Consider the following 24,675-nt stretch of genomic DNA (forward strand, 5'->3'; position numbering starts at 1 on the left):
TCACCTTCCTTCGGCGAGCAGACGCAAACCCGTACATTTTTGCACCGAGATGTACGGGTTTGTGTCTGCTCGCGGGATAAATCGCTACTCCAGCACGCCGAGCCGGTCGAGATGATCAGTGAGCGGTTTGGAGGCCGCACACAGATGTTCGGCCATCGCCGCACGGGCCGAATCCCCGTCCCGCGCCCTCAGCGCGGCGAGGATCCGGCGATGGTCGTGGGTGGACTGTTCGGGCCAACCCTCGACCGTCGGGTACACCGATTCCAGTGCGTACCGGGTGATCTGGGACATCAGTTGGGCCAGTTTTGGTGACTCGGCCGCGCGATTGACCCCGCGGTGGAATGCGTGGTTGAGCCGGACCGCCGCCTCATGATCATTGTGCGCGTAGGCATCTTCCAGCTCACCCTGAATCCGGTCGAGTTCGTCGAGCTGGCTGTCGGTGATCTGCGCCGCGGCCCGCGACGCCAGCTGACCACCGATGTGGGCCTGGACACCGGCTACGTCATCGATGTCGCGGCGGGTCACCGGCAGCACCAGGAACCCGCGGCGGGGCTGCTGGGTCAGCAGACCCTCGGTGCGCAGGCCGAACAACGCTTCCCGCACCGGCGTCACGCTGATTCCCAACTCGGCCGCGAGTTGCTCAAGCCGGATGTAATTGCCTGCCGGATAGGTGCCGTCGAAGATCCGTCTCCGGATCAATCGCGCCACGTCCTCGGCCAACTGTGGCCGAGAAGCGAAATCGGGGATGGACACGGCTCAGACCCGATAGTCGGAGAGCAGCCGCTTGCTGATGATGTTCTTCTGGATCTCGCTGGTGCCCTCACCGATCAGCAGGAACGGGGCATCCCGCATCAGCCGCTCGACCTCGTATTCCTTGGAGTAGCCGTACCCGCCGTGGATCCGGAAACTCTGCTGGGTGACCTCCGAGCAGAACTCACTGGCCAGGTACTTCGCCATCCCGGCGGCGACGTCGTTGCGCTCACCGGAGTCCTTGAGTCGGGCGGCGTTGACCATCATCAGGTGGGCGGCCTCGACTTTGGTTGCCATCTCGGCCAATTGGAAGGCCACCGCCTGGTGCTCGGCGATCGGCTTGCCGAACGTCTCCCGCTGCTGCGCATAGCGCACCGCCAACTCGAAGGCCCGGATGCCCACTCCACAGGCGCGGGCCGAGACGTTGACGCGACCGACCTCGACCCCGTCCATCATCTGGAAGAAGCCCTGGCCGGTCACGCCACCGAGAACGTCGTCCGCGCTGGCGCGGTAACCATCGAAGATCAACTCGGTGGTGTCGATGCCCTTGTAGCCGAGCTTGTCGAGCTTGCCCGGAATGGTCAGTCCCGGAACGACTTCGCCGAAGCCAGTGGGCTTTTCGACCAGGAACGCCGTCAGGTTGCGGTGCGGTTTGTCGGCACCCTCGTCGGTGCGCACCAGCGCGGCCACCAGGGTGGAACTGCCACCGTTGGTCAGCCACATCTTCTGACCGCTGATGAGGTAATCGCCGTCGGGCTGTTTGGCGGCCCGGGTCCGAATGGCCGCCACGTCCGAACCCAGCTCGGGCTCGGACATCGAGAACGCCCCGCGGGTCTCGCCGGTGGCCATGCGGGGCAGGAAGTTCTGCTTCTGCGCGTCGGTCCCGTGCTGCCGGATCATGTACGCGACGATGAAGTGGGTGTTGATCACCCCCGACACGCTCATCCAACCGCGCGCCAGCTCCTCGACACACAACGCGTAGGTGAGCAGCGATTCGCCGAGCCCGCCGTACTCCTCGGGAATCATCAACCCGAACAGGCCCATGTCCTTCATCTGATCGACGATGGCCTGCGGGTAGGTGTCCGAGTGCTCGAGCTCCTGCGCGGTCGGGATCACCTCTTTGTCGACGAATTGCCGTACCGTCGCAACGATCTCGGTCTGGAACTCGGTGAGTCCCAGCGTCTGCGCAAGTCTGGTCACGATGCCACCCTCTCGAAAACCGCGGCGAGCCCCTGGCCGCCGCCGATGCACATGGTCTCCAACCCGTAGCGGGCCTGACGCCGATCGAGCTCCCGGGCCAGGGTGGCCAGCATGCGGCCGCCCGTCGCCCCCACCGGATGCCCCAGCGAGATCCCGGACCCCCGGACGTTGGTGCGCTCGAAGTCGGCGTCGCCGAACTTCCACTCCTTCATCACGGCGAGCGCCTGGGCGGCGAAGGCCTCGTTGAGTTCGATCAAATCGATGTCGCTCAGTTGCAGACCGGCTTTGGCCAGAGCCGCCTCGGTGGCCGGCACCGGTCCGATGCCCATGACGTTGGGCGCCACCCCGGCCGAACCCCACGACACCAGCCGCACGAGCGGCCTTAGTCCGAGCTCGGCGGCCTTCTCCGGGGTGGTGACGATGCACATGGACGCGGCGTCGTTCTGACCGCTGGAGTTCCCGGCCGTCACGGTGGCCTCTGGATCCTGTGTGAGCAGAACGGGTTTGAGCTTGGCCAGAACCTCGACCGTGGTGTCGGCACGGGGGTGCTCATCGGTGTCGATGAGCTGCTCGCCTTTTCGGTCGCGAACGGTCACCGGGATGATCTCCTCGGTCAGCACGCCGGATTCCTGGGCGGCCACCGCGCTGCGATGCGACCGCACCGCGAGCTCGTCCTGCTCGGCGCGGGTGATGCCGTACTCGCGACGCAAATTCTCGGCGGTCTCCAACATGCCGCCGGGCACCGGGTAGAACTGTCCACCGGCGGTCGTACGACCGCGGGCGAGGCCGTCGTGGATCTGCACCCCGGAACGTGCACTGCCCCAGCGCATGTCGGTGGAGTAGAACGCGACGTTGCTCATGCTTTCGGCGCCGCCGGCGATCACCAGATCGTTGTCACCGCTGCGGACTTGCATACAGGCCTGGATCACGGCCTGCAGCCCGGAGCCGCAGCGCCGGTCGACCTGCATCCCGGGGACTGTGATCGGCAGGCCGGCGTCGAGTGCCACCACGCGGCCAATGGCCGGGGCCTCACTGTTGGGATAGCAGTGGCCCAGAATCACGTCCTGCACCTGATCCGGTGCCACCCCGGTGCGTTCCAACAGGCCTTTGAGGGCGACGACGCCGAGGTCGACGGCGCTCAACGACTTGAACATGCCGCCGTAGCGGCCGATCGCGGTGCGGACCGGTTCGCAGATGACCGCCTCGGGAGTGCTCATACGTGCCGACCGCCGGTCACCTCGAGCACGGTCCCGGTCATGTACGACGACAGGTCACTGGCCAAGAACAGCGCCACCTTGGCCACTTCATCGGGTTCACCGGCACGACCCATCGGGATCTCGGCCAGCTTCTCGTCCCAAATCCGTTGCGGCATAGCCTCGGTCATCGCCGAGCGGATCAGCCCCGGCTGGATGGCGTTGACCCTGACCCCGAGATGCGCGAGTTCCTTCGCCGACGCCTTGGTCATGCCGACGATGCCGGCCTTGGCCGCCGAGTAGTTGGTCTGGCCGACCAGGCCGACCTTGCCCGAGATCGAGGACATGTTGACGATCGCGCCGCGCTTGTTTTCCCGCATGATCGCTGCCGCCGATTTGGTGCCGTTCCAGGTGCCCTTCAGGTGCACCGCGATGACCTGGTCGAACTGCTCCTCGGTCATCTTGCGCAGGGTGGCGTCACGGGTGATGCCCGCGTTGTTCACCATGATGTCCAGCCCGCCGAATCGCTCGACGGCGGCCTGCACGAGCGCCTCGACCTCAGCGGAGGACGTGACGTCACAGCGCACCGCCGTCGCGACGTCCGGGCCACCCAGTTCCTGGGCGGCAGCCTCGGTGGCCTCGAGGTTGACGTCGCCGAGCACCACCCGGGCGCCCTCGTCGATGAAACGCCGCGCAATGGCCAGGCCCAGACCCTGGGCACCGCCTGTCACCACTGCAGTCTGACCGGTCAGCAACGACACCTGATCACCTAACTTTCGATCCCGGGGGCTCTGTCAGCCTAGGATCATATTTCATATACGATATTGCAAGTCATCACCCCGCCGGATTCCGCGCGAAGAAATGGAGCCTGCCCTGTGACCACCACCGCGGCCCCCGCCGAAGTCAGCGACGAGGATTTCGCCGAGATCTTGGCGCAGACCCGCAGCTTCATCCGCACCGCCGTGGTGCCGCGCGAGAACGAGATCCTGGCCACCGACACCGTGCCCGACGACCTGCGCCAGCAAGCCAAGGACATGGGGCTGTTCGGCTATGCGATCCCCCAACAGTGGGGCGGCTTGGGTCTCAACCTGGCCCAAGACGTCGAGCTGGCAATGGAATTCGGCTACACCTCGCTGGCCTTGCGATCAATGTTCGGCACCAACAACGGCATCGCCGGGCAGGTTCTCGTCGGCTTCGGCACCGACGAACAGAAGACCCGATGGCTGGAGGGCATTGCCTCCGGTGACGTCGTGGCCTCCTTCGCGCTGACCGAACCCGGAGCGGGATCCAACCCGGCAGGCTTGCGCACCAAGGCTATTCGCGACGGTGATGACTGGGTGATCGACGGCCAGAAGCGGTTCATCACCAACGCCCCCACCGCCAACCTGTTCGTGGTGTTCGCCCGCACCCGGCCCGCCGACGAAAACGGAGCGGGTATCGCGGTGTTCCTGGTGCCGGCCGAGGCAGCCGGTGTCGAGGTCGGCGTCAAGGACGCCAAGATGGGCCAGGAAGGCGCCTGGACCGCCGACGTCACCTTCACCGACGTGCGGGTGCCCGACGCCGCGCTCGTCGGCGGCAGCGAGGACGTCGGCTACCGCGCCGCCATGACCTCCCTGGCCCGGGGCCGGGTCCACATCGCCGCGCTCGCCGTCGGATCCGCCCAGCGCGCCCTCGACGAATCGGTTGCCTACGCTGCCGCGGCCACCCAGGGCGGTCAACCGATCGGCAGTTTCCAACTCGTGCAAGCGATGATCGCCGATCAGCAGACCGGGGTGATGGCCGGACGTGCGTTGGTGCGCGATGCCGCCGCCAAGTGGGTGTCCGGCGAAGACCGTCGCATCGCCCCGTCAGCCGCCAAGCTGTTCTGCACCGAAATGGCCGGCAATGTCGCGGATCTCGCGGTCCAGATCCACGGCGGTACCGGCTACATGCGTGAGGTACCGGTCGAGCGCATCTACCGCGAGGTCCGCCTGCTGCGCCTCTATGAGGGCACCAGCGAGATCCAGCGACTCATCATCGGCGGCGGCCTGGTCAAGGCCGCCCAACGTCAGCTCTGAACCCATCCGCAGACCCCTTAAGGAGAATTCATGACCAAGCGGCTGGCCGGAAAGGTCGCGTTCATCACCGGAGCTGCCCGTGGCCAGGGACGCGCACACGCCGTCCGAATGGCCAAGGAGGGCGCCGACATCATCGCGATCGACATCGCCGCGCCGCTGCCGCCGAGCGTGCCCTACGACTCGGCGACCCCCGAAGACCTGGCCGAAACCGTGCGCCTGGTCGAGGCCACCGGTAAGCGAATCCTGGCTGCCACCGCCGACACTCGCGATCTCGACGCGCTGCGGGCCGTGGTCGACAAGGGGGTGGCCGAGTTCGGTCGGCTCGACATCATCGTCGCCAATGCCGGCATCACCGTGCCCGAGGCGTGGAACGAGACCACCCCCGAATCGTTCCGCGACGTCATCGACATCAACCTGACGGGCACCTGGAACACCGTGATCGCCGGGGCTCAGCACATCATCGACGGCGGCCGCGGCGGCTCGATCATCCTGATCAGCTCCGCGGCCGGGATCAAGATGCAGCCGTTCATGGTGCACTACACCGCCAGCAAGCACGGTGTCACCGGGCTGGCCCGCGCCTTCGCTGCCGAGTTGGGCAAGCACCGAATCCGGGTCAACAGCCTGCATCCCGGCGCGGTCAACACCCCGATGGGCACCGGCGACATGATGGCCGCACTCAACCGGGCCAATGAGACCAACCCCGGTTTGATGCAGATGGTCACACCGTTCCTGCCGGACTGGATCGCCGAACCCGAGGACATCGCCGACGCCGCCTGCTGGCTGGCCAGTGACGAGTCGCGGTTCGTCACCGCCAGCAAGGTGGCCGTCGACCTGGGCTCCACCCAGTTCTGAGACCGCCGTGTCCAGCCCCATCGGTACCGACTTCGCCGACGCGCTGGCAGCCGGACTCAAGCGGTACGGCGATCGGCCGTTCATCGAGTTTTCCCGAAAGTGGTACTCGGGCAACGCGATCACGGATTTCATCGAGCGCATCGACGGTGCCCTGACTGCCGCCGGAGTCACGGCGGATGAGCCGGTCGGCATCGTGGTTCGCAATCGGGTTCCTCACGCCGCAGCCATCCTGGGGTTCATCGCCAGCCGACGGCCGGTGGTGATGATCTACTCGTATCAGTCGGCCTCCGGGATCGCGCGGGACGTCGAAAGCCTGAAATTGCCGGCGATCCTGGCCGAGGTCGACGACTTGACACCGGAACTCGACACCGCGGTGCGCTCAGTGGGCTCCGCCGTCCTCTCGCTGTCCGACGATCCCCTTGCGGTCGGGGTCATGACGCCCCGGCAGCCGGGCCGTCGTCACGATCCTAAGCTGGAGCAGGCCGGCCTGCACATCCTGACCAGCGGCACCACCGGCCCACCCAAGCGAATCCCGGTGGCCACCAAGGTCCTTGCGCACACCGTGCTGAGCATGACGATCGGCTCAGGCACCGAAGCGGTCGGACCGGACACCCCGCCGGCCCTGGTGTACTGGCCGTTCGGCAGCATCGGCGTCTGCCAACTGTTGGCCGCGCCATGCGCGGGTAAACGCATGGTGCTGCTGGAGAAATTCAGCGTCGACGAGTGGGTGCGCGCCGTCAAGACGCACCGGATCACCCGGGCCGGAGTGCAACCGGCCATCATCCGGATGTTGCTGCAGGCCGACGTCGCGCCCGAGGACCTGGCCTCCCTGGAGGGGCTCTCCGGTGGCTCCGGCCCGTTGGAGCCGGAACTGCGCGCGGAATTCGAGATCCGCTACGGAATCCCACTGCTGTGGGCCTATGGGGCAACGGAATTCGCCGGCTCGGTGTGCAGCTGGACACCGGAGTTATATCAGCGCTACGGCGCCGACAAACCCGACAGCGTGGGCCCTCCCCTACCCGGCGTGCGCGTTCGTATCATCGACCCGGACACCGGGGCCGAGGTGCCGACCGGCAGCGTCGGACTGCTGGAAGCCAGCGTCGAGGTCATCGGACCGGACTGGGTGCGCACCACGGATCTGGCGTCGATGGACGAGGACGGGTTCGTGACCCTGCACGGCCGGGGCGACGGGGCGATCAACCGTGGTGGGTTCAAGATTCTTCCGGAAACGGTTCGGCGGGTACTGATCTCACACCCCAGCGTGCTCGACGCTTGCGTGGTGGGTGTCCCCGATGCCCGCCTGGGTCAGGTGCCGTTCGCCGCAGTTGAGCTGAGACGAGGCGCTGTGGCGCCGACCGAGGACGAGTTGAAAGACCTGGTCCGCGAAGCACTCCCGAGCCATCACGTGCCGGTGGCCGTGACGGTTGTCGACGCACTCCCGCGCAATGCGGCGCTCAAGGTGCGGCCCGACGACGTCGCCGTGCTGTACCGCCCCTAACTTTTCCCCCGCGAGCAGACGCAAAACCGTACCTTTTCGCGTAAGAAGCTACGGTTTTGTGTCTGCTCGCGGGAGAAAGTCACGCCGTGGCCAACGTGCGGGTCAAGAACTTCACCTGGTCGTCGGCGGCGGTCTCGAACCAGTCGTGTCCCGGCCAGACGTCGAAGTGATCGCATGGGTAGTGATGGATCTGCGCGCGGGCCTGCACCGCCGTCTTCATCACCGAGTTGGCCGGCACGAACCGGTCGAAATCGGCAATCTGAATCAACACCGGGCATTTCAGCGCCTTGGCCGCGGCGCCGGTGCGGATCTGCACCAGCTCCATGCCAATCGCCGAATCAACTTCATTGCGCCACGTCGGTCCGGCGATCGCGGTGTAGCTGTCGTACGCGCCGTCGAGCGCCAGCGCGCCGGCCTCTCCCGGTTTGGCCGCCAGGGGCATCAATGTCGGCCGCCCGCCCCGGGCCACCGACACCCGGCTCTTCACCCCCGCCAGCGTCCAGCGCAGCGCTGATGCGACGTCGCGGTGCGCCACTGCCGCCCGGCTGGCGGCCAGCCCACTGGTCAACGGCGTCATCCCGATCACGGCGGCCACGTCGGCACATTGCGCAGCCACCCGCAGCACGTGACTGCCGGAGAACGACGAGCCCCATAACAACACCCGCCGAGGGTCGACACCCGGTAGGCCTTGGGCCGCGGTGATCGCGGCGGTGTAATCCGCCATCTGCCGATCGACCGAAACACTTTGGCGCGGTCGCCCATCGGAGGCGCCGAAACCCCGGTAGTCGAACGCCAGCACGTCCAGGCCGGCTCCACTGAACCGTTCGGCGAAGGGTTGCAGACCCGAATCCTTGGTGCCACCGAAGCCGTGTGCCATCACCACGACCGGCCGCCCGGACGGGCCGGTGAAGCCGTCGCCCGCGGCGGTGAAATGCCATGCACTGCACCGCTCACCCACCGAGTAGAACGTGAGCTCGGTGTAGGTCATGCCGTCACCCCCACACGCTCTCTGCCGGCAGCCCGCTTCGCACCGGCGGGCAATTCACGGGCGCGGATGTCGTGTTCGTAGTAGAAGTAGTCCACCTGCTGGGTGTGCCGAGGCCGGTCGGTGCAGTGTCCGGCGTGCAGCTGCTGATCGGCATCGATCACCCGCTCCATCTCCGCTGCCGAGGGCAGTGCATATCGACCGACCGCATAGGCCGCCAGCAGCCGGGACTGGCACTCGACGAACGGGAACAGTGTCGGGATGGCCTGCGCAAAACCCATGAACACCAGATCGTCCATGCCGGGCTTGAACATCCGCTTGTAAAGCCGGATGTGATTGTCCGGAGCACTGATCAGTCCCGGGTCGAAGAACGGGAACGTGATGTTGTAGCCGGTGGCATAGACGATCACGTCGAAGACGTCACTGGTGCCGTCCTCGAAATGCACGGTGTCACCGTCCAATCGGGACACATTGGGTTTCGGGATGACGTCACCGGAGCCGAGCCGCAGCGGCAATTCCACCGATTGCGTCGGGTGTGCCTCGAACAGTTTGTGATTCGGCGCGGGCAACCCGTACATCGTCGGATCGGTGCCGAGGGCAGGCGCGATCAATTGCACCAGCTTGCGCTGCCACGACAACGGAATGTAGGGATTGGTGCGGAAGTACTTGTCACCCGGTTGTCCGGCAATGTATTTCGGCACGATCCACGCGCTCGACCGGGTGGACAGCGTCACCCGGTTCTGCAGCGATTTCGACGACAGCTCGACGGTGATGTCGGCGGCACTGTTACCGATACCCACCACCAGGATTCGCTTGCCGGTCAGCTCGAGCGGTTCCTTCGGGTCGATGTAGTGGTGAGAATGGATCGACGCACCGGTGAATGTTCCCGGGAACTCCGGCAGTCGCGGATCCCAGTGGTGACCGTTGGCGACGACGAGCAGGTCGAACTCGCGGCGGGCACCGGCCTGGTCCTCGATCTCCCATCCGCCGCCGTCGCGACGGGCCGCATGCACCACGCCGTTGTTGAACTCGATGTGGTCGAGCAGTCCGAAGGCGTTCGCGTAGGCGTCGAGATAGGCCTTGATGTCGGAGTGATGCGGGAACGACGGGAAGTGCTCGGGTATCGGAAAGTCCTTGAACGACAACCGATGCTTGCTGGTGTCGATGTGCAGGGAGCGATAGGCACTGCTGTGTCCGTTCGGATTCCGGAAGGCCCAGTTGCCGCCGACGCGGTCCGATGTCTCGAACGTCGTGTACGGCACCCGGTAGTCCTTGAGCATCTTCCCCGCGGTGAGCCCGCTGATGCCTGCGCCGATGATCGCCGTCCGCGGAAGTGAATGCGCCAACCCAGTGCTCCTCACGTTGTGATGCAGAACACTAACAGCAGCGTTTGACGGGCGTCAACGGATTCTGACAACTGTCAGAAAGCGCACGAACAGACACAAACCCGCACCAAAAGCCCAGTTTTGGTGCGGGTTTGTGACTGCTCGCGAAAAGAGGGTCAGCCGATGAAGCGAATGATCGACTCGGCGACGGCAGCGGGCTTGTCCGAGCCCTCGATCTCGACCGTGACCGTCATGGTGGCCTGCACCGCGCCGTCGAGCTGGGCGACGTCGGCGATCGCCGCCCGCGCACGCACCTTGGCCCCGACCCGCACGGGCGTGATGAACCGAACCTTGTTGTAGCCGTAGTTGATCGCCATCGCGATGTTGTCGACACGATAGAGCTGATGGGTGAAATGCGGCAGGAGTGACAGCGTCAACAGGCCGTGCGCGATGGCCCCCCCGAACGGACCGCCGGCCGCCTTCTCGGGGTCGACGTGAATCCACTGATGGTCATCGGTGGCGTCGGCGAACAGGTTCACCCGATCCTGGGTGATCTCCATCCAGTCGGTGGGGCCCAGCTCGCTACCGGCCGCCGCCACGAACTCGTCAAGACCATTGAAGACTTTCACGCTCACTCCTCTCGAACCGTGCTCAGAAGACTACGGTCTGATTCCCGAACCGGATCACGCGGTCCTCACAGTGCCACAGCACCGCCCGCGCCAACACCAGCCGTTCGACATCGGCCCCCAAGCGGGCCAGGTCACCGACCGAGTGGCGGTGATCCACGCGGACCACGTCCTGCTCGATGATCGGACCTTCATCCAGATCGCCGGTGACGTAATGCGCTGTCGCCCCGACCAACTTGACCCCGCGTTCCTTGGCCCGGCGGTACGGGGCCGCGCCGATGAACGCCGGCAGGAACGAGTGGTGGATGTTGATCAGGGGGCAGCCCACGGCATCGAGGAACTCCGGGGTGAGGATCTGCATATACCGGGCCAGCACCACCAGATCGACGTTGCCGCGCAACAGTTCCAGCAGCCGTTGCTCGGCTTCGGCCCGATTGTCGCGGGTCGCCGGAACGTAGAGGTAGGGCACGCCGAAGGCGCGGACTTGATCCGCCAGGTCGGGATGGTTCGAGATGACCATGGCCACCGACATGTCGAGCTCCCCGCGCCGGTTGCGCCACAAGAGGTCGAGCAAACAGTGGTCCTCACGGGAGGCCATCAACGCCACCCGTTTGGGTTTAGAAGCCTCGGTGAGGCGGTAATCGATCCCGAATGGGGAGGCCACCTGCGCGTCGAAGTCCTGTTCCAATCGCTCACGCGCCGCCGCCAGGCCCGGCAGGTGGAAGATCGTGCGCTGCATGAACGTGCCGCCGGACTCTTCGGTGGAGTGCTGATCCAACGACACGATGTTCGCCCCGGCGTCGGTGAGAAAGCCGCTGATGGCCGCGACGAGGCCGGGTCGGTCCGCGCAACGCAGCAATAACCTGCCGATGTCCTGGGCGGGGAGGGCGCTTGTTTTCGGGTACTCCTGTGTCATCGCCACCAGAATCTCATCTGCGCCGGCCGGCGGTTGAGCAACTCGGCGTTATCGCCGAAGCCGCCCCAAACCGAGCGCACCCGACGGCGAACCGTAGCGGGTGGGGGCTGGCTGGGCACTGACACAGCAAAACGCGCCCCCGCCGACACCGCCAAGGCAATTCGACGTCGGCGCAAATAACGATTTTTTGCCACAACTCGGCCCGATACGGCGATATACGGCCTAAATAGGGTTTCCTGAATTTGCCAAATTTGCATGTACCCGCGAGTAATTCCATGACCGGCACATCGAATTCAACATAGGACTGGACAAGTTTTACGCGCTCGCTGGAATTTCAAGGCTATGCGGCGCGATACTCAACACACGTATTCGCACAACCGTGCTGCGCACCAATCAGCCGCTCCAGTTGGAAGGTGCGGTTGACCGACGAAATGGATCCCAGATGACTGCTCCCCAACTCGATGCCGCCGGCCGCACCTCCGTCGCACTGGACGAAAGCCCAACCTGGTGGGACCCCGACAGCGAGTGCACCATTGTGGTGGCACGTCCGGGCGTGGAGCGCGAACTGTGGAACGAATATGTTCGCGGCGCCCAGGCTAACTACCGCAAACATGGGGTGGAACAAGCACTGGACGCCAAAGCCCTAGAGACAGGCGACGATACGGCGCTGTTTTGTGTCGGGATCAACACCTCGGGACGGGTGGTCGGTGGCCTTCGCGCCAAAGGCCCTTACCGAAACATCGACGAAAGCCACGCCGTCGTCGAATGGGCCGGCCAGCCCGGCTTGGATTCCGTGCGCAAAATGATCGGCGACCGTCTGCCTTTCGGAGTGGTCGAGATGAAGACCGCCTGGGTGTGCGACGACCCCGAACAGAGCCGCGCACTCACCGATACGCTGGCGCGTATGCCGCTGCATTCCATGACCCTGCTCAACATTCAGTTCGCAATGGCCACAGCTGCTGCCTACGTGCTGAAACGCTGGCTCTCATCGGGCGGTGTACTGGCGGCCAAAATCCCGGCGACTCCTTATCCGGACGAGCGCTATCAGACCAAGATGATGTGGTGGGATCGTCGCACATTCGCCAATCACGCCGATGCCCGACAGCTGGCGCGATACTTCACCGAAGCGCAGCGAATCGCCCCGCGCACCGGAGCTGTCGGCTTCGACGCCCTCACGTCCAGCGCGGCGGGGCGATGACCCACGGGAACCACAACGAGACTTCCGAGCTGACCGCCCTCGAAGATTCCGATCAGTACCGCGCGCTCTTCGTCGACGACGAGGACACCCTGGAGCGGCTGCGTCGGGATTCGCGGATCACCGTGGTCGACAGCTGTCACGGACAGCGAGCTGCGCTGCGCGGGCTCGTGCCGGCGGTGGAGGCCGAGGTCTCAGACGAGCCGACCCGATGGGTTTACTACCCGTGGCGCCGCTGCGTGGTCCACATTCTGGGGCCTGCGGCGTTCAAACGGTTACGCCTGGACCGCAATCGGAATCTCATCAGCGCCGAAGAGCAGCACCGCCTGTCGAACCTGCGAATCGGTGTCGTCGGGCTCAGCGTCGGACACGCCATCGCCTACAACCTCGCCACGGAAGGTCTGTGCGGCGAGATTCGCCTGACCGACTTCGACGAACTCGAGCTGGCGAACCTCAACCGGGTGCCCGGCACCGTCTTCGATCTCGGCGTGAACAAGGCCGTGGTCGCGGCACGCAGGATCGCCGAGATCGATCCGTACATCGAGGTGCGGATCGACCGCAACGGCGCGGTACCGGAGTCGATCGGTGACTTCCTGCACGGCCTGGACATCGTCGTCGAGGAGTGTGACTCCCTTGATGCGAAAGTGCTTGTCCGAGAACAGGCGCGAGCTCGACGACTGCCCGTGGTGATGACGACGGGCGACCGCGGGTTGCTCGACGTCGAACGGTTCGACCTGGAACCCGCACGTCCGATCCTGCACGGTCTGCTCGGTGACATCGCCGCCGCTGATCTGGCCGGGCTCGACAGCAAGGACAAGGTGCCACACGTCCTGCGGATTCTCGACGCGTCGGAGCTGTCTCCCCGGATGGCGGCATCGCTGGTCGAGGTCGGCAAGACACTGACCACCTGGCCCCAGCTCGCCGCGGAGGTCGTCCTCGGCGCCACCGTCGTGGCCAATGCCGTGCGCCGCATCGGACTGGGTGAGCCGATGCCGTCCGGCCGGGTCCGCGTCGATGTTGCCGATGCGCTGGATCAGATCGGCGATCCCCTGGTCACGCTGTCGGCTTCGACACCGGAACCTGCGCCCGCGCCCCACGAGCCCGAACCGGTCACCGTCGCAGACGTTCTCGCTCACGCAGCCGGGCGGGCCCCCTCGGGCGGCAATGTCCAACCGTGGCACATCGAGGCCAGGGACAACCGGATCAGCCTCCGACTCGACACCAACTGCACGACGACAATGGACGTCGGTTATCGCGGCAGTGCCGTGGCGCTGGGCGCGGCGGCCTTCAATGCTCGGGTGGCCGCGGCAGCCCACGGCCTGACCGGGCAGGTGCAGTGGTCACGCGGCGACGAGGGGACCCCGTTGTACGGGATCGCGGAATTCGCCCCGGGGGCCGCCCCGGAACTGGCCGAGTTGTACCAACCGATGCTGGCCCGCGAAACCAACCGGTTGCGCGGCACGGCGGCGGCGATTCCCGCCGATGTCCTCGAGGATCTGCGTACCGCCGCACGCGGTGAGGGCGCCGAGCTGACGATCCTGACCGACCGCGCCGAGATGGAAACGGCCGCACGGCTACTCGCCGAAACCGACCGGCTCCGCTATCTGACCCCGACCCTGCACCGGGAAATGATCTCGGAACTGCGCTGGCCCGGCGACCCGGAACCCGATACGGGCATCGAGGTCATCACGCTGGGGTTGGACCCGACCGACGTGGTGGTGCTGGACATCCTGCGCCGGTCCGACGTGATGGCGAAGTTGTCGGACTGGAATGCCGGCGCGGCCCTCGGCGACGACACCTATGAGCGGGTCACCTCCAGCTCTGCTTTGGCGGTGGTCTCCGTTCGCGGCCGCCGGCTGACCGACTATGCCCTGGCCGGGTCGGCGGTGGAGGCGGTGTGGGTCCAGGCCCAGAAACACGCGCTCGGAGTCCAGCCGGTGTCGCCGGTGTTTCTCTACGCCCACGACGACGGGGACCGTCAGGAACTCTCGGAACACCATGCCGACGCGCTGCGCGAACTCCAGTACGCTTTTCGCAGGTTGACGTGCACCGAACGCGACGAGTCGCAGGCGTTGGTACTGAGATTGTCCTACGCGCCGCGGCCCACCGTCCGCAGCCGACGTCGGGTCCGGACGGGTTCGACGCCGCTGCACGGCTGAGCCGGATGTTGTGCTAGATGCGGAGGAATTTGTTGCCAGGCAACCTCGAGCTGCTCGTCACGTCTGTCGCCACGCAGCTCATGGCGGTCGACGCGGCAACCTCGGTCGCGGTGAGCGAACAGGTGCTGGCCGAGCTCATCTCGTTCTTCGACGTGGACGTCAGTTTTCTGCGCCACAACGATCACGAGGCGCACGCCACCCGACTTGTCGCGGAGTGGCCACCGCGGCAAGTGGACACCCCGACCGATCCGATCGCGGTCGTCCACTTCGCCGACGCCGATCCGGTGTTTGCGATGGCCGAGCACCTCAAAGAGCCGGCGGTGTTCCGCCCGGAACCGGCCACCGACGACTACCAGCGCACGATCGAGGCCGGACGCCATGTCGCGTCCACCTCGATGGCCTGCGTGCCGTTGCTGTCCGGCGACATCACCACGGGTGTACTGGGTTTCGTCAAGTTCGGTGACCGCGAGTGGCTGCCGGCAGAACTCAACGCCCTCAAGGCCATCGCCTCGTTGTTCGCCCAGGTGCAGGCTCGCATCGAGGCCGAAGACCGGTTGCGTTACCTGGCTGATCATGATCATCTGACCGGGTTGCACAACCGGCGGGCACTGATGGCTCATCTGGAGGCCCGACTGGCGCCCGGGCAGCCGGGGCCGGTGTCGGTGATGTTCTTCGACCTCGATCGGTTGAAGGCGATCAACGACTATCTGGGCCACACCGCCGGCGACGCGTTCATCAGCATCCTGGCAGAGCGGTTGCAGCGCGGTGACGACCAGCCCAAGCTGATCGCGCGACTCGGGGGTGACGAGTTCGTCGTCGTCCCGGCGGCGCCGATGACGGCCGAGGCGGCCACGGCAATGGCCTATCGGCTCCAGTCGGTGCTGCGCGAGCGGGTGACGATCGATGGCGAGATGCTCACCCGAACGGTCAGTATCGGTCTGGCCGAAGGGATTCCGGGCCGGGACTCCACCTCCGATCTGATCAACCGTGCCGATCACGCGGTCTTGACCGCCAAGAACTCCGGCGGCAACCGGGTCGCAGTGTTCTCCGATGCGATGGCGATGGACATCGACTTCCGCAATGACATCGAGCTGCATCTGCAGAGCGTGATCGAAAGCGGCGCTTTGGTATTGCATTACCTGCCGGAGATCGACATGCGAACCGGCGAGGTGCTCGCCGCCGAGGCCCTGGTTCGCTGGCAACACCCGACCCGCGGTCTGCTGTCCCCCGAATCGTTCATCGCAGTGGCCGAATCCATAAACCTGGCAGGAGAATTGGGCCGCTGGGTGCTGCGGACGGCATGTGCCGAGTTTGCCCGCTGGCGGTCCAACGGCGTCGGCCGCAATGTGGTGTTGCGGATCAACGTCTCGCCGGTCCAGCTGGTGACCGACGGATTTGTGGAGTCGGTGGCCGGCATCATGAAGGAGTTCCGTCTACCACGCGGTTCCGTGTGTCTGGAGATCACCGAGAGCATCGTGGTGCAGGACATCGAGACCACCCGCTCGACGCTGACCGGTCTGCACAAGGTCGGCGTGCAGGTGGCCATCGACGACTTCGGCACCGGCTACAGCGCGCTGTCACTGTTGAAGTCGCTGCCCGTCGACACGCTCAAGATCGACCGCAGCTTCGTCGCCGGGCTCGGGTCCGATCCCGGCGATCTGCCGATCGTCCGTGCGGTGATCGCGTTGGCCGGGGCCTTCGGCCTGCAACTGGTGGCCGAGGGAGTAGAGACCGAACGGGCTGCGCTCACACTGTTACGGCACGGCTGTTATCGAGCCCAGGGGTTCCTGCTGTCCAAGCCGATCCTCGGTCACGAGATGGCCGAGCTACTCGCCAAAGGGCGGGTGCCCGTGCACTTCTCGTCGGCGCCGCGCATGTGAACGCCCGGCGTCACGGCCGGAGTCCCGAACCCCGCCTGAGCCGCAGTAGGTCGATTGTCCGCCATCTCGTTCGAACTGCAGCAGTTCCACCCGGCCGAACCGGCTCGCGTTGTGGCCGACCAGGGCCACCTGAAGGGGTTGATCCGCTTCGACGGGTTGTGTGGCCGAATCCGAGCTGCTGCCAGGGGGTTCGGTGGATACGGCGATGCCGTGCCGGGCCCGCAGGGCCAGTGGACCGTCGGGCGTATCGAGCACCGCGCCGACAATCTCGCCCTCCTCGAAGACGATGCGCTGCAAGGTGCTGTCCGGTGAAATCTCGACCTGCCGGTCGTGTACCTGAGCCGACAGCCAGTCGCCGAGCGCCGACGCCGGATCCCTACCGCCGTCGACCTCGAGCGCGCCGAGGACCTTGACCTGGATTTCGTCACCGGCACGGGTCTTCATCGACGTCGTACCCCGGTCGGTCAACCGGGTGTAGAGCACGCCGTACGGCGAGGTCAGGCAGTGCTTCGCCCAATCCTGCAGCCGCGCTCCGTAGAAGGGTGCGATCCGGCCGCGTCCGGATACCGGCGTCCACTCGCTCACCGGGCGGACCGTCAGGGCCGTGTCGTAGCCGGCGTCCGGGATCAGTCTCAGATCGGCTGACAGCTCATCGAAATACTCGCGGGTCTCGGGGTCCTCGACCCCGACGCCCAACCAGGGCCGATCCCCTGCGATTCGGGGGTGACTCAGGATCGGCGACCGGGCGAGGTACACGTCGGCGTCGGAATCCGCCGCCGCGATCGCCACGGCCAATGCCCCGAAGCCCGATCCACAGCAAACAACATCGACTTCGTCATCCCACATGGATCGACGACACTCCGATGTTGCTGAACGACAGATCTCCAGACCCGCCAACGTCGCGTGAGTGCACAAAAGTTGGGGTTGCCACGGCCCGCACCGGGATTCGAGGGGGATTGCCGGTGCAGGCCATGGCAACGTTTCCGGGATAGCTCATGGCTACGCCTGACCGAGGCACGGCCGGGCCGGCGACGGCACCCGCGGCGATGGCGAGTGCCACTGCCGGGCGGGCATTCCGCGACCAACCAAGAGTTATCACGCTAAGCACGATACATACCTTTAGAATGTTACGCACGTAGCGTGACGACTTTGAGTCTGTCGGAGGCCGTGGAGAAACCCGACACGGTCGACGGCCCGCATCAGGAAGGCCCGGGAGGTGACTGAGCAGCTCGACCGGCGAGCAGACCTGACCCGCCTTCAGATCCTGCAGGCGGCAGCGCGACAGTTCGCCCACACGCCGTACAGCCTGGTCAGCCTCGACGACATCCTGGCCGACGCGGCCGTCACCAAAGGTGCGCTGTATTTCCACTTCCGTTCCAAACGCGCTCTGGCGGTCTCGATCGTCGAGCATCGAACGGAACTGGCCCACAAAACGCTCGCCGAAGCCCTGGCGCGCAACCTGTCCGGGCTGGAGACCATCATCGACCTGTCGTGCCTGGTGGCCGCCGAGGACATCAGTGATCCGATGGCCCGGGCCTGCCTGAACCTCGTCGAGTCCATCGGCCGCACCGACGGTCTCGGACCGAGGGTGCTCGACCAATGGGTTCAGGGCTTCGCCGGAATTGCCAAACGGGCCATCAGTGAGGGCGATTTCACCGCCGATACGGACCCGGAGGCAGCCGCACGTCTGTTGGTGTCGCTCTATCTGGGCGTACGCCAGATCAGCGACCTGGATGATCCGCGACGGTTCCTCACCGACCTGGAACACAGCTGGCGGTTGGCGCTGCCGGGGTTCGTCGAGCCCGAGCGGCTCGGCTACATCAATCAGTTCATCCGACGGCGGACGGCGGTGGGCATCAAGAAGGTGACCCCGCTTCGCCCGGACCAGTCGGGCCGCGCGGCAGACACGACCGCCCAGTGCCCCTGACGGACGGATACCAGAAATTCGAAAAGCCACCGTGCCACGTCAGGCCCGCTCGGAGCTGACCCGGCAGAAGATCATCACCGCCGCTGTCGAGCTGTTCAGGGAACAGGGGTATCCCGCAACGGGACTCGGCGACATCATCGCGCGGGCCGAGATGACCAAAGGTGCGCTCTACTACCACTTCGACTCGAAGGAATCCCTGGCCGAGGCCATCATCGTCGACGGCGGCGCCGCGATGCTCGCCACGTTCCGCACGATCACCGAATCGTCGTCGCCGGCGTTGGAGAACACCATTCACGGACTGTTCGTGGTGGCCGACTTTGCCCGCTCCGACAAGCTCGCCCGCATCGGCATGGATCTGCTGCGGACGTTCAGCGGCATCAACGACGCCGCCACCCGGGTGTACGAGAGTTGGCTCGAGGAACTGACCGCCCAGCTGGTCCAGGCCGCCGACGAGGGTGATCTGCGCGAGGACCTGGACGTGACGGGCGCGGCCGGGGTGATCCTGGGCTCGATGCTCGGCGCCGAGACGTTGTCGCGTGCCACCGCGACGGGCACCGACCTACGCGAGCGGGTGGCGCACACGTGGGACATGCTGCTGCCTGCCATCGTCAGCGCGGAGTCCATGGGCTATTTCCGGGAGTTCCTGGCCCGTGAATCGCTGCGCCGGTCACAAGCCGCAGGCTGACTTCCTAGAGTTCCTCGGCCCACAGTCGATCGGTGAGGTCTTGGAACGTCGCCAACGCCACGGGATCGTCACCGCGCAGCAGGGCTGACTTGCTCATCCGCGCGCGGACGATCGACCCGTCGTGGTGCACGAGATCGACGAGCAGGCCGGCATTGGCCCGCACCACCGAGACGGCCGACTCATCGGCGGGCAGCGCGTGAAACACGTCGGCGAACGGCATGCTCGTGACCGCCTCGGTGTCGCGCCCCACCATCTCGGCGAAGGCCGTATTGGCGAACAGGATGGTGCCGTCCTCGGCGATGGCCAACACCGGCACCGGGAACCGCTCCAACACGACCAGGGCGGGCAGGTTCTCCAGCAATGCCATCGGAGATCGAGGCTCCGGACCGCTCTGGCGACGCTCCACGGCTCGATTATCGCCTGTGCTCACTCTCGGGTACCACTGCCGCGGCACTGCGGGGGCCGGTGTTGCCTTCTCGCCCACACACGGAATGCAGGGTGGCGTACGCCACTTGACTAACTAGGTTTACTCTGTGGAGCGACACCAGTAGACAGGGGCAGGCATGGACTTGAAGTGGTCGACCAGCGACCAGGAATTCCGTGACGAAGTGCGCGACTTTCTCGAAAAGAATTTGACGCCCGAGATCCGGCGGGCCGGTCAGCTGATGACCAGCGTGTATGCCGATCACGACGCGAGCATGGCCTGGCAGAAAATTCTCCACGAGCGCGGCTGGGCAGCCCCGGCCTGGCCCGTCGAGTACGGCGGCTGTGACTGGAGCCTGACCCAGCACTACATCTTCAGCCGCGAATCCACGCTGGCCGGCGCCCCGTCGCTGTCGCCCATGGGCATCCGCATGGTGGCCCACGCGATCATCAGATTCGGCACGCAGGCGCAGAAGGACTACTTCCTCCCGGGGATTTTGACCGGCGAGGTGTTCTTCTGCCAGGGCTACTCCGAGCCAGAGGCCGGGTCGGACCTGGCCGCGCTGTCGATGGCGGCGGTGTCCGATGGGGACGACCTGGTGTGTACCGGAAGCAAGATCTGGACCACCCATGCCCAGGAAGCCAACTGGATGTTCGCGTTGGTGCGCACCACCCGCGGCGCCAAAAAGCAGCAGGGCATCACGTTCGTGCTGATCGACATGACCTCCCCCGGCATCGAAATCCGCCCGCTGGTCATGACTTCCGGCGAAGAGGTCCAGAATCAGGTCTTCTTCGACGAGGTGCGGGTGCCGAAGTCCAACGTGATCGGCACGATCGACGACGGCTGGACGGTGGCCAAGTACCTGCTCGAGTTCGAGCGCGGTGGCGGCGCCAATGCCCCGGCCTTGCAGGTACTGGGCGACGAAATTGCTGCTGTCGCCGCCGACATGCCCGGCCCCGCCGGTGGACGGCTCATCGACGATCCGGGGTTCAGCCGCCGACTGGCCGACGCCCGCATCCGTACCGATGTGCTGGAGGTCCTGGAGTATCAGGTGTTGGCGGCACTCGCCGAGGGCGGTCATCCCGGAACCGCGTCCTCGATGCTCAAGGTGCTGAGCACCGAGTTGAGCCAGACGCTGACCGAACTGTCCATGGAGGCAGCCGGACCGCTCGCCCGCGCCTACCAGCCGCACGCCACGTGCCCGGGTGGCCCGGTGGCCGAATACGTGCCACCAGCCGACGGTTATCACAGCGGTGAACCGTGGCAGGCGGTCGCCCCCTTGCGTTACTTCAACGACCGGGCCGGCTCGATCTACGCCGGTAGCAACGAAATTCAGCGAAACATCCTCGCCAAGGCAGAACTGGGGCTCTGATGGACTTCAACCTGACCAACGAACAGCAACTGCTGCGCGACGGGCTGACCAAGTTCCTGGCCAGCCGCTACGACCTGGCGACCAGCCGCGCCGCAGCTAAGACCGGCCCGGGCTGGCAGCCCGAGATCTGGCGCGGGTTCGCCGAAGAACTTGGCATCCTGGGCGCCACCCTGCCCGAGGAGGCCGGCGGCATCGGTGGCGGTGCGGTCGAAACCATGGTGATCGCCGAAGCATTGGGCCACGCCCTGGTGATCGAACCGTTCGTGGACACCGTGGTGGTGGCCGGTGGGCTGCTGCGCCGGTCCGGTGATGCGACCGCTGCCTCCCTGCTGGAGGACATCGTCGCGGGTTCGGTCATCGTCGCACTGGCGGCCACCGAGCCGACCTCCGGGGACAACTGGCGCGACGTGTCCACCACCGCGCGACGCGACGGTGACCAGTGGGTGCTCAACGGTTCGAAGGTGATGGCCGTAAGCGCACCGTTGGCCACGCACGTGCTGGTGACCGCGCGTACCTCGGGGGAACGTGCCGATACCTCCGGGATCTCTCTTATCCTGGTCGACATCGCCTCGCTGTCAACGGGATTCACCGCGCACCCGTACCGTACGGTGGACGACCGCCGAGCCTCGGACCTGACATTCGCCGATGTCCGGGTTCCTGCCTCGGCGCTCCTGGGGGCCGAGGGACAGGCCTGGCCGTCACTGGACCTGGCCCGGGACGAGGGGGCGGCGGCGGTGTGTGCCGAAGCTGTTGGCGGTATGCGCAAGGTACTGGCCGACACGGTCGAGTACTGCAAGCAACGCCAGCAGTTCGGCCTGCCCATCGGCAGCTTTCAGGTTTTGCAGCACCGCATGGTCGATATGCACATGGAGGTCGAACAGGCCGCTGCCGCCGTCTATCTCGCCGTGCTGAACCTCGACGCCGAACCGCCACAACGGGCCAAGGCGGTATCGGCGGCCAAGGCCACCATCGGACGGGCCGCGCGGTTTGTCGGGCAGAACGCGGTGCAGCTGCACGGCGGCATGGGCATGACCGAGGAACTTGCGATCGGTCACTACTTCAAGCGCCTGACTGCGGTTCAGTACGAGTTCGGATCAACCGACTACCACACTGGCCGGTACGCAGAACTAACCCGGGCGTAGGGGGAGTTCACCGAGATTGAAGCCAGGGACACAATCGGCGCTGTCTCTGTCCCAGGCTTCAATCTCGGTGTTCCGGTGATCCTTTGGTTCTGCTGTGGGTTCCGGCGCCCAGACCGAAGCCGAGGTCAGCCGCGGCCCGCGCTGAGCATCTCCTCGACGGACACGAATTTCACCCGTGGCCGTGCGGCCTGAACACCACGATCGCGTTCGGCGGCATCGATGGCACGCCATCCGGGCCAGCCGACCGGTTCGGCTCCCCGCGCCGCCAACAGCGCATCGAGCGATTCGCGGCTCTCGGCCTCGCGGGTCAGCAGGCCCGCATCGAAATCCGCCCACAGCTGCGCCACGGTCTCTTCGGCGCACAGCCGGTTCGTCCCGATCACCCCACGGGGCCCTCGCTTGATCCAGCCGGTCACGTAGGTACCAGGCACCGGTGCACCGTCGACGACGCGGCCCGCCTCATTGGGCACCGTCCCGGAGTCCTCGTCGTAGGGCAGCCCGGACACCGGCAGGCCCCGGTAGCCGATCGACCGCAGGATCAGTGACGTCTCGATCACCTCGGTGCCGCGTGCGGTGGTGACCTCCAGCCCTTCGGCGCGATCGGCACCCAGAATGGCTGCCGGGACGACGCCGAATCGGAACACCACCCGCCGGTTACCCGGCGTCGGTGTGCGCTGGGCATACTCGCGGGCGATCGCGAGCTTGAACGAAGTCTCGACGTCGTCATGCTCGTCATCGGCCGGAAGGTCCGCGGGGTCGACGATCACGTCGACACCGTCGAGGTGCCCCAGGGCCAGGAACTCCCCTGCCGAGAAGGCGGCATGGCTGATATCGCGGCGGGCCAGGACAACGACTTCCCGGATTGCGCTGTCGGCCAAGGCATCCAGTGTGTGCTGGGCGATGTCGGTGGCCGCCAGCGCGGCCCGGTCCATCAACAGCACCCGGGCGACGTCGAGGGCGACGTTGCCGTTGCCGACGATGACCGCACGCTCACCGGACAGGTCGAACTGGTGCCCGGCGTGGTCCGGGTGCCCGTTGTACCAACCGACGAACTCTGCCGCGGCGTGATGGCCCATGAGATCCTCACCGGCGATTCCCAGTGGCCGACTGGTCGCCGCCCCCACCGCGTAGATGACCGCGTGATGATGGGCCAGCAGCTCGTCGTGGTTGATGGTACGGCCGATCTCGACGTTGAAATGACTGGCGAAGCGAGGGTTGGTGAATGCCCGCTCGAAGATGTCGACCACCGATTTTGTGTGTTGATGGTCAGGTGCCACCCCGGCGCGGATCAGGCCGAAGGGCGTGGGCAGTCGCTCGAACAGATTGATCTCCACGCCGTCGACGTCGATCAATTCGGCTGCGGCGTAGCAGGCGGCCGGGCCGGATCCGACGATGGCCACCCGCAGCGATCCCGGCGCGACCCGTGCGCGGGAGGCCGGCGTCGACACGGTCACCGGCTCAAGTGGATGGCGCTCGAAATAGGCGGCATTGAGGTCCTTGAACCGCTGCAGCTCGACAGGCAGGTCCTCTTCGTAATGGATCGCGCCGACCGGGCACTCCTCGAAGCACGCTCCACAGTCGATGCACGATTCCGGATCGATGTAGAGCATCTCGGCGGAGGCGGAATCCAGCCCTCCTTCGGCCGGCCGAATGCAATCCACCGGACACACCGGAACACAGCTGGCGTCCTTGCAGCAGTTCTGCGTGATCACGTAAGCCATCGGACCTCCCCTTCCAGATCTCGACCAGATCCTACTGGACACCTGTCCGATTTATCGAGTCGAAACCCGCGCCCGCGCTCCCAACGGAAATCGAACCACACGGAGATCAGCACTGGAAATGGGTTGTTACATGCTGTTTCATTGCGCGATTGCCAATCGAGCACCTGGCCTATATCTTGGACACATGTCCAGGCCAGCGGCGGCTACGGTCACTCGCCTACACGACGCACACGATCAGCGCGTCCGCGCGCACCGTCGTGTCTTCGGAGCGGCCACGCAACTTCTCGACGCGCACAACGTCGTCTCGGTACCGGCGCTGGCCGCACGCGCGAAGATGGCACCGGCCGCGCTCTACGCACATTTCCCATCCATCGAGGTGGTCTTCGCCGAGCTGTACCTGGACCGGGTGATTCAGCTGCCGCTGGACATCGATCCCACAGCCAGACCCACCAGCCGCGTCACCGAGCAACTCACCGCGCTCACGCTGTTGATGGCCGATGAGCCGCGATTGGCCCGAGCCTGTACCCAGGCGTTGATCAGCACCGACGATGACCTGGTCGAGGACGTCCGCTCCCGGATCGCCGCCGAGGTCAACCGCCGGATCTCCACGGCCCTGGGCGGTGGAGCCTGGCCGGAAGTCCTCGCCACCCTGGAGGCGGTGTTCTGGGGCGCGCTGCTACAGGCACAAACCGGAGCGATGAGTTACCGACAGATGGCCCGCCAGCTCGAGACCATGGTGTCGCTGATCGTCCCCGGAGGCTGAATCCG

At 65.8% G+C, this 24,675-nt stretch carries 22 protein-coding genes; 11 read left to right on the forward strand and 11 right to left on the reverse strand.

Annotated elements, in window-relative coordinates; all coding sequences use genetic code 11:
• Nucleotides 1-84: 84 nt before the first annotated feature.
• The 4 genes from A5733_RS06970 to fabG are packed head-to-tail and all read right to left on the reverse strand — an operon-like array spanning nucleotide 85 to nucleotide 3,904.
• The gene (locus tag A5733_RS06970) at nucleotides 85-753 is read right to left on the reverse strand and encodes a GntR family transcriptional regulator (protein WP_076239587.1); all 669 of its coding nucleotides are present in this window, start codon (nucleotides 751-753) and stop codon (nucleotides 85-87) included.
• Nucleotides 754-756: 3 nt separating this feature from the next.
• Nucleotides 757-1,950: an acyl-CoA dehydrogenase family protein gene (locus A5733_RS06975; RefSeq protein WP_067772536.1), complete on the reverse strand. Its 1,194-nt coding sequence runs from the start codon at nucleotides 1,948-1,950 to the stop codon at nucleotides 757-759.
• Nucleotides 1,947-3,167: an acetyl-CoA C-acetyltransferase gene (locus tag A5733_RS06980; protein ID WP_076239588.1), complete on the reverse strand. Its 1,221-nt coding sequence runs from the start codon at nucleotides 3,165-3,167 to the stop codon at nucleotides 1,947-1,949. The genes A5733_RS06975 and A5733_RS06980 overlap by 4 nt, the downstream gene beginning before the upstream one ends.
• A complete protein-coding gene (gene fabG / locus A5733_RS06985) occupies nucleotides 3,164-3,904 on the reverse strand; it encodes a 3-oxoacyl-ACP reductase FabG (RefSeq protein WP_076239589.1) in 741 nt (246 codons plus the stop codon). The genes A5733_RS06980 and fabG overlap by 4 nt, the downstream gene beginning before the upstream one ends.
• Before the next feature lie 114 nt (nucleotides 3,905-4,018).
• On the opposite strand from fabG, the gene A5733_RS06990 reads away from it, so the two are divergent.
• Genes A5733_RS06990 through A5733_RS07000 form a run of 3 tightly spaced genes read left to right on the forward strand, consistent with a single transcriptional unit; the run spans nucleotide 4,019 to nucleotide 7,550 of the window.
• Nucleotides 4,019-5,200, forward strand: coding sequence for an acyl-CoA dehydrogenase family protein (locus A5733_RS06990; protein WP_076239590.1), 1,182 nt, complete (start codon nucleotides 4,019-4,021; stop codon nucleotides 5,198-5,200).
• Nucleotides 5,201-5,230: 30 nt separating this feature from the next.
• Nucleotides 5,231-6,052, forward strand: a complete 822-nt coding sequence (locus tag A5733_RS06995; protein ID WP_076239591.1) for a mycofactocin-coupled SDR family oxidoreductase — start codon at nucleotides 5,231-5,233, stop codon at nucleotides 6,050-6,052.
• A 7-nt stretch (nucleotides 6,053-6,059) separates the two neighbouring features.
• A complete protein-coding gene (locus A5733_RS07000) occupies nucleotides 6,060-7,550 on the forward strand; it encodes a class I adenylate-forming enzyme family protein (RefSeq protein WP_076239592.1) in 1,491 nt (496 codons plus the stop codon).
• A gap of 79 nt (nucleotides 7,551-7,629) precedes the next feature.
• Here the strand turns inward: A5733_RS07000 and A5733_RS07005 are convergent, their stop codons facing one another.
• The 4 genes from A5733_RS07005 to purU form a co-directional block, all read right to left on the reverse strand.
• Nucleotides 7,630-8,538, reverse strand: a complete 909-nt coding sequence (locus A5733_RS07005; protein WP_076239593.1) for an alpha/beta hydrolase — start codon at nucleotides 8,536-8,538, stop codon at nucleotides 7,630-7,632.
• Nucleotides 8,535-9,881, reverse strand: coding sequence for an NAD(P)/FAD-dependent oxidoreductase (locus tag A5733_RS07010; protein WP_076239594.1), 1,347 nt, complete (start codon nucleotides 9,879-9,881; stop codon nucleotides 8,535-8,537). Before A5733_RS07010 ends, A5733_RS07005 begins: the two co-directional genes overlap by 4 nt.
• A 155-nt stretch (nucleotides 9,882-10,036) precedes the next feature.
• The gene (locus A5733_RS07015) at nucleotides 10,037-10,489 is read right to left on the reverse strand and encodes a MaoC family dehydratase (RefSeq protein ID WP_076239595.1); all 453 of its coding nucleotides are present in this window, start codon (nucleotides 10,487-10,489) and stop codon (nucleotides 10,037-10,039) included.
• A 22-nt stretch (nucleotides 10,490-10,511) separates the two neighbouring features.
• A complete protein-coding gene (gene purU / locus A5733_RS07020) occupies nucleotides 10,512-11,402 on the reverse strand; it encodes a formyltetrahydrofolate deformylase (protein ID WP_076239636.1) in 891 nt (296 codons plus the stop codon).
• 442 nt (nucleotides 11,403-11,844) lie between these two features.
• Here purU and A5733_RS07025 point away from each other — a divergent pair, with 442 nt between their 5' ends.
• Genes A5733_RS07025 through A5733_RS07035 form a run of 3 tightly spaced genes read left to right on the forward strand, consistent with a single transcriptional unit; the run spans nucleotide 11,845 to nucleotide 16,636 of the window.
• The gene (locus A5733_RS07025) at nucleotides 11,845-12,600 is read left to right on the forward strand and encodes a hypothetical protein (RefSeq protein ID WP_076239596.1); all 756 of its coding nucleotides are present in this window, start codon (nucleotides 11,845-11,847) and stop codon (nucleotides 12,598-12,600) included.
• The gene (locus A5733_RS07030) at nucleotides 12,597-14,756 is read left to right on the forward strand and encodes an Rv1355c family protein (protein WP_076239597.1); all 2,160 of its coding nucleotides are present in this window, start codon (nucleotides 12,597-12,599) and stop codon (nucleotides 14,754-14,756) included. Before A5733_RS07025 ends, A5733_RS07030 begins: the two co-directional genes overlap by 4 nt.
• Nucleotides 14,757-14,773: 17 nt before the next feature.
• On the forward strand, nucleotides 14,774-16,636 hold the full coding sequence (locus A5733_RS07035) for a bifunctional diguanylate cyclase/phosphodiesterase (RefSeq protein WP_067775708.1): 1,863 nt from the start codon (nucleotides 14,774-14,776) through the stop codon (nucleotides 16,634-16,636).
• Here the strand turns inward: A5733_RS07035 and A5733_RS07040 are convergent.
• Nucleotides 16,583-17,482, reverse strand: a complete 900-nt coding sequence (locus A5733_RS07040) for a hypothetical protein (protein ID WP_076239598.1) — start codon at nucleotides 17,480-17,482, stop codon at nucleotides 16,583-16,585. The two genes, A5733_RS07035 and A5733_RS07040, sit on opposite strands and share 54 nt — an antisense overlap.
• A gap of 370 nt (nucleotides 17,483-17,852) precedes the next feature.
• Between A5733_RS07040 and A5733_RS07045 the strand changes: the two genes are divergently transcribed.
• Both A5733_RS07045 and A5733_RS07050 read left to right on the forward strand, forming a co-directional pair.
• Nucleotides 17,853-18,563: a TetR/AcrR family transcriptional regulator gene (locus A5733_RS07045; protein WP_067775703.1), complete on the forward strand. Its 711-nt coding sequence runs from the start codon at nucleotides 17,853-17,855 to the stop codon at nucleotides 18,561-18,563.
• Nucleotides 18,564-18,594: 31 nt separating this feature from the next.
• Nucleotides 18,595-19,248 (forward strand): ScbR family autoregulator-binding transcription factor, encoded by a 654-nt coding sequence (locus A5733_RS07050; protein WP_076239599.1) that lies wholly within the window; start codon nucleotides 18,595-18,597, stop codon nucleotides 19,246-19,248.
• Between the two features lie 4 nt (nucleotides 19,249-19,252).
• On the opposite strand, the gene A5733_RS07055 is transcribed toward A5733_RS07050, so the two are convergent.
• A complete protein-coding gene (locus A5733_RS07055; protein ID WP_197508391.1) occupies nucleotides 19,253-19,615 on the reverse strand; it encodes a PAS domain S-box protein in 363 nt (120 codons plus the stop codon).
• 196 nt (nucleotides 19,616-19,811) lie between these two features.
• On the opposite strand from A5733_RS07055, the gene A5733_RS07060 reads away from it, so the two are divergent.
• Together A5733_RS07060 and A5733_RS07065 are read left to right on the forward strand one after the other, a co-directional pair.
• Nucleotides 19,812-21,044 carry an acyl-CoA dehydrogenase family protein gene (locus A5733_RS07060; protein ID WP_076239600.1) on the forward strand — a complete coding sequence of 411 codons (1,233 nt, stop codon included), beginning with the start codon at nucleotides 19,812-19,814 and terminating at the stop codon, nucleotides 21,042-21,044.
• Nucleotides 21,044-22,186, forward strand: coding sequence for an acyl-CoA dehydrogenase family protein (locus tag A5733_RS07065; RefSeq protein ID WP_076239601.1), 1,143 nt, complete (start codon nucleotides 21,044-21,046; stop codon nucleotides 22,184-22,186). Before A5733_RS07060 ends, A5733_RS07065 begins: the two co-directional genes overlap by 1 nt.
• Before the next feature lie 125 nt (nucleotides 22,187-22,311).
• Here A5733_RS07065 and A5733_RS07070 read toward each other — a convergent pair whose 3' ends face one another.
• Entirely contained in the window at nucleotides 22,312-23,907 is a 1,596-nt protein-coding gene (locus A5733_RS07070) for an FAD-dependent oxidoreductase (RefSeq protein WP_076239602.1), read from the reverse strand.
• Nucleotides 23,908-24,091: 184 nt separating this feature from the next.
• On the opposite strand from A5733_RS07070, the gene A5733_RS07075 reads away from it, so the two are divergent.
• A complete protein-coding gene (locus tag A5733_RS07075) occupies nucleotides 24,092-24,670 on the forward strand; it encodes a TetR family transcriptional regulator (protein ID WP_076239603.1) in 579 nt (192 codons plus the stop codon).
• Nucleotides 24,671-24,675: the final 5 nt, after the last annotated feature.

Source organism: Mycobacterium sp. NS-7484, from assembly GCF_001953975.1.
Lineage (GTDB): Bacteria > Actinomycetota > Actinomycetes > Mycobacteriales > Mycobacteriaceae > Mycobacterium.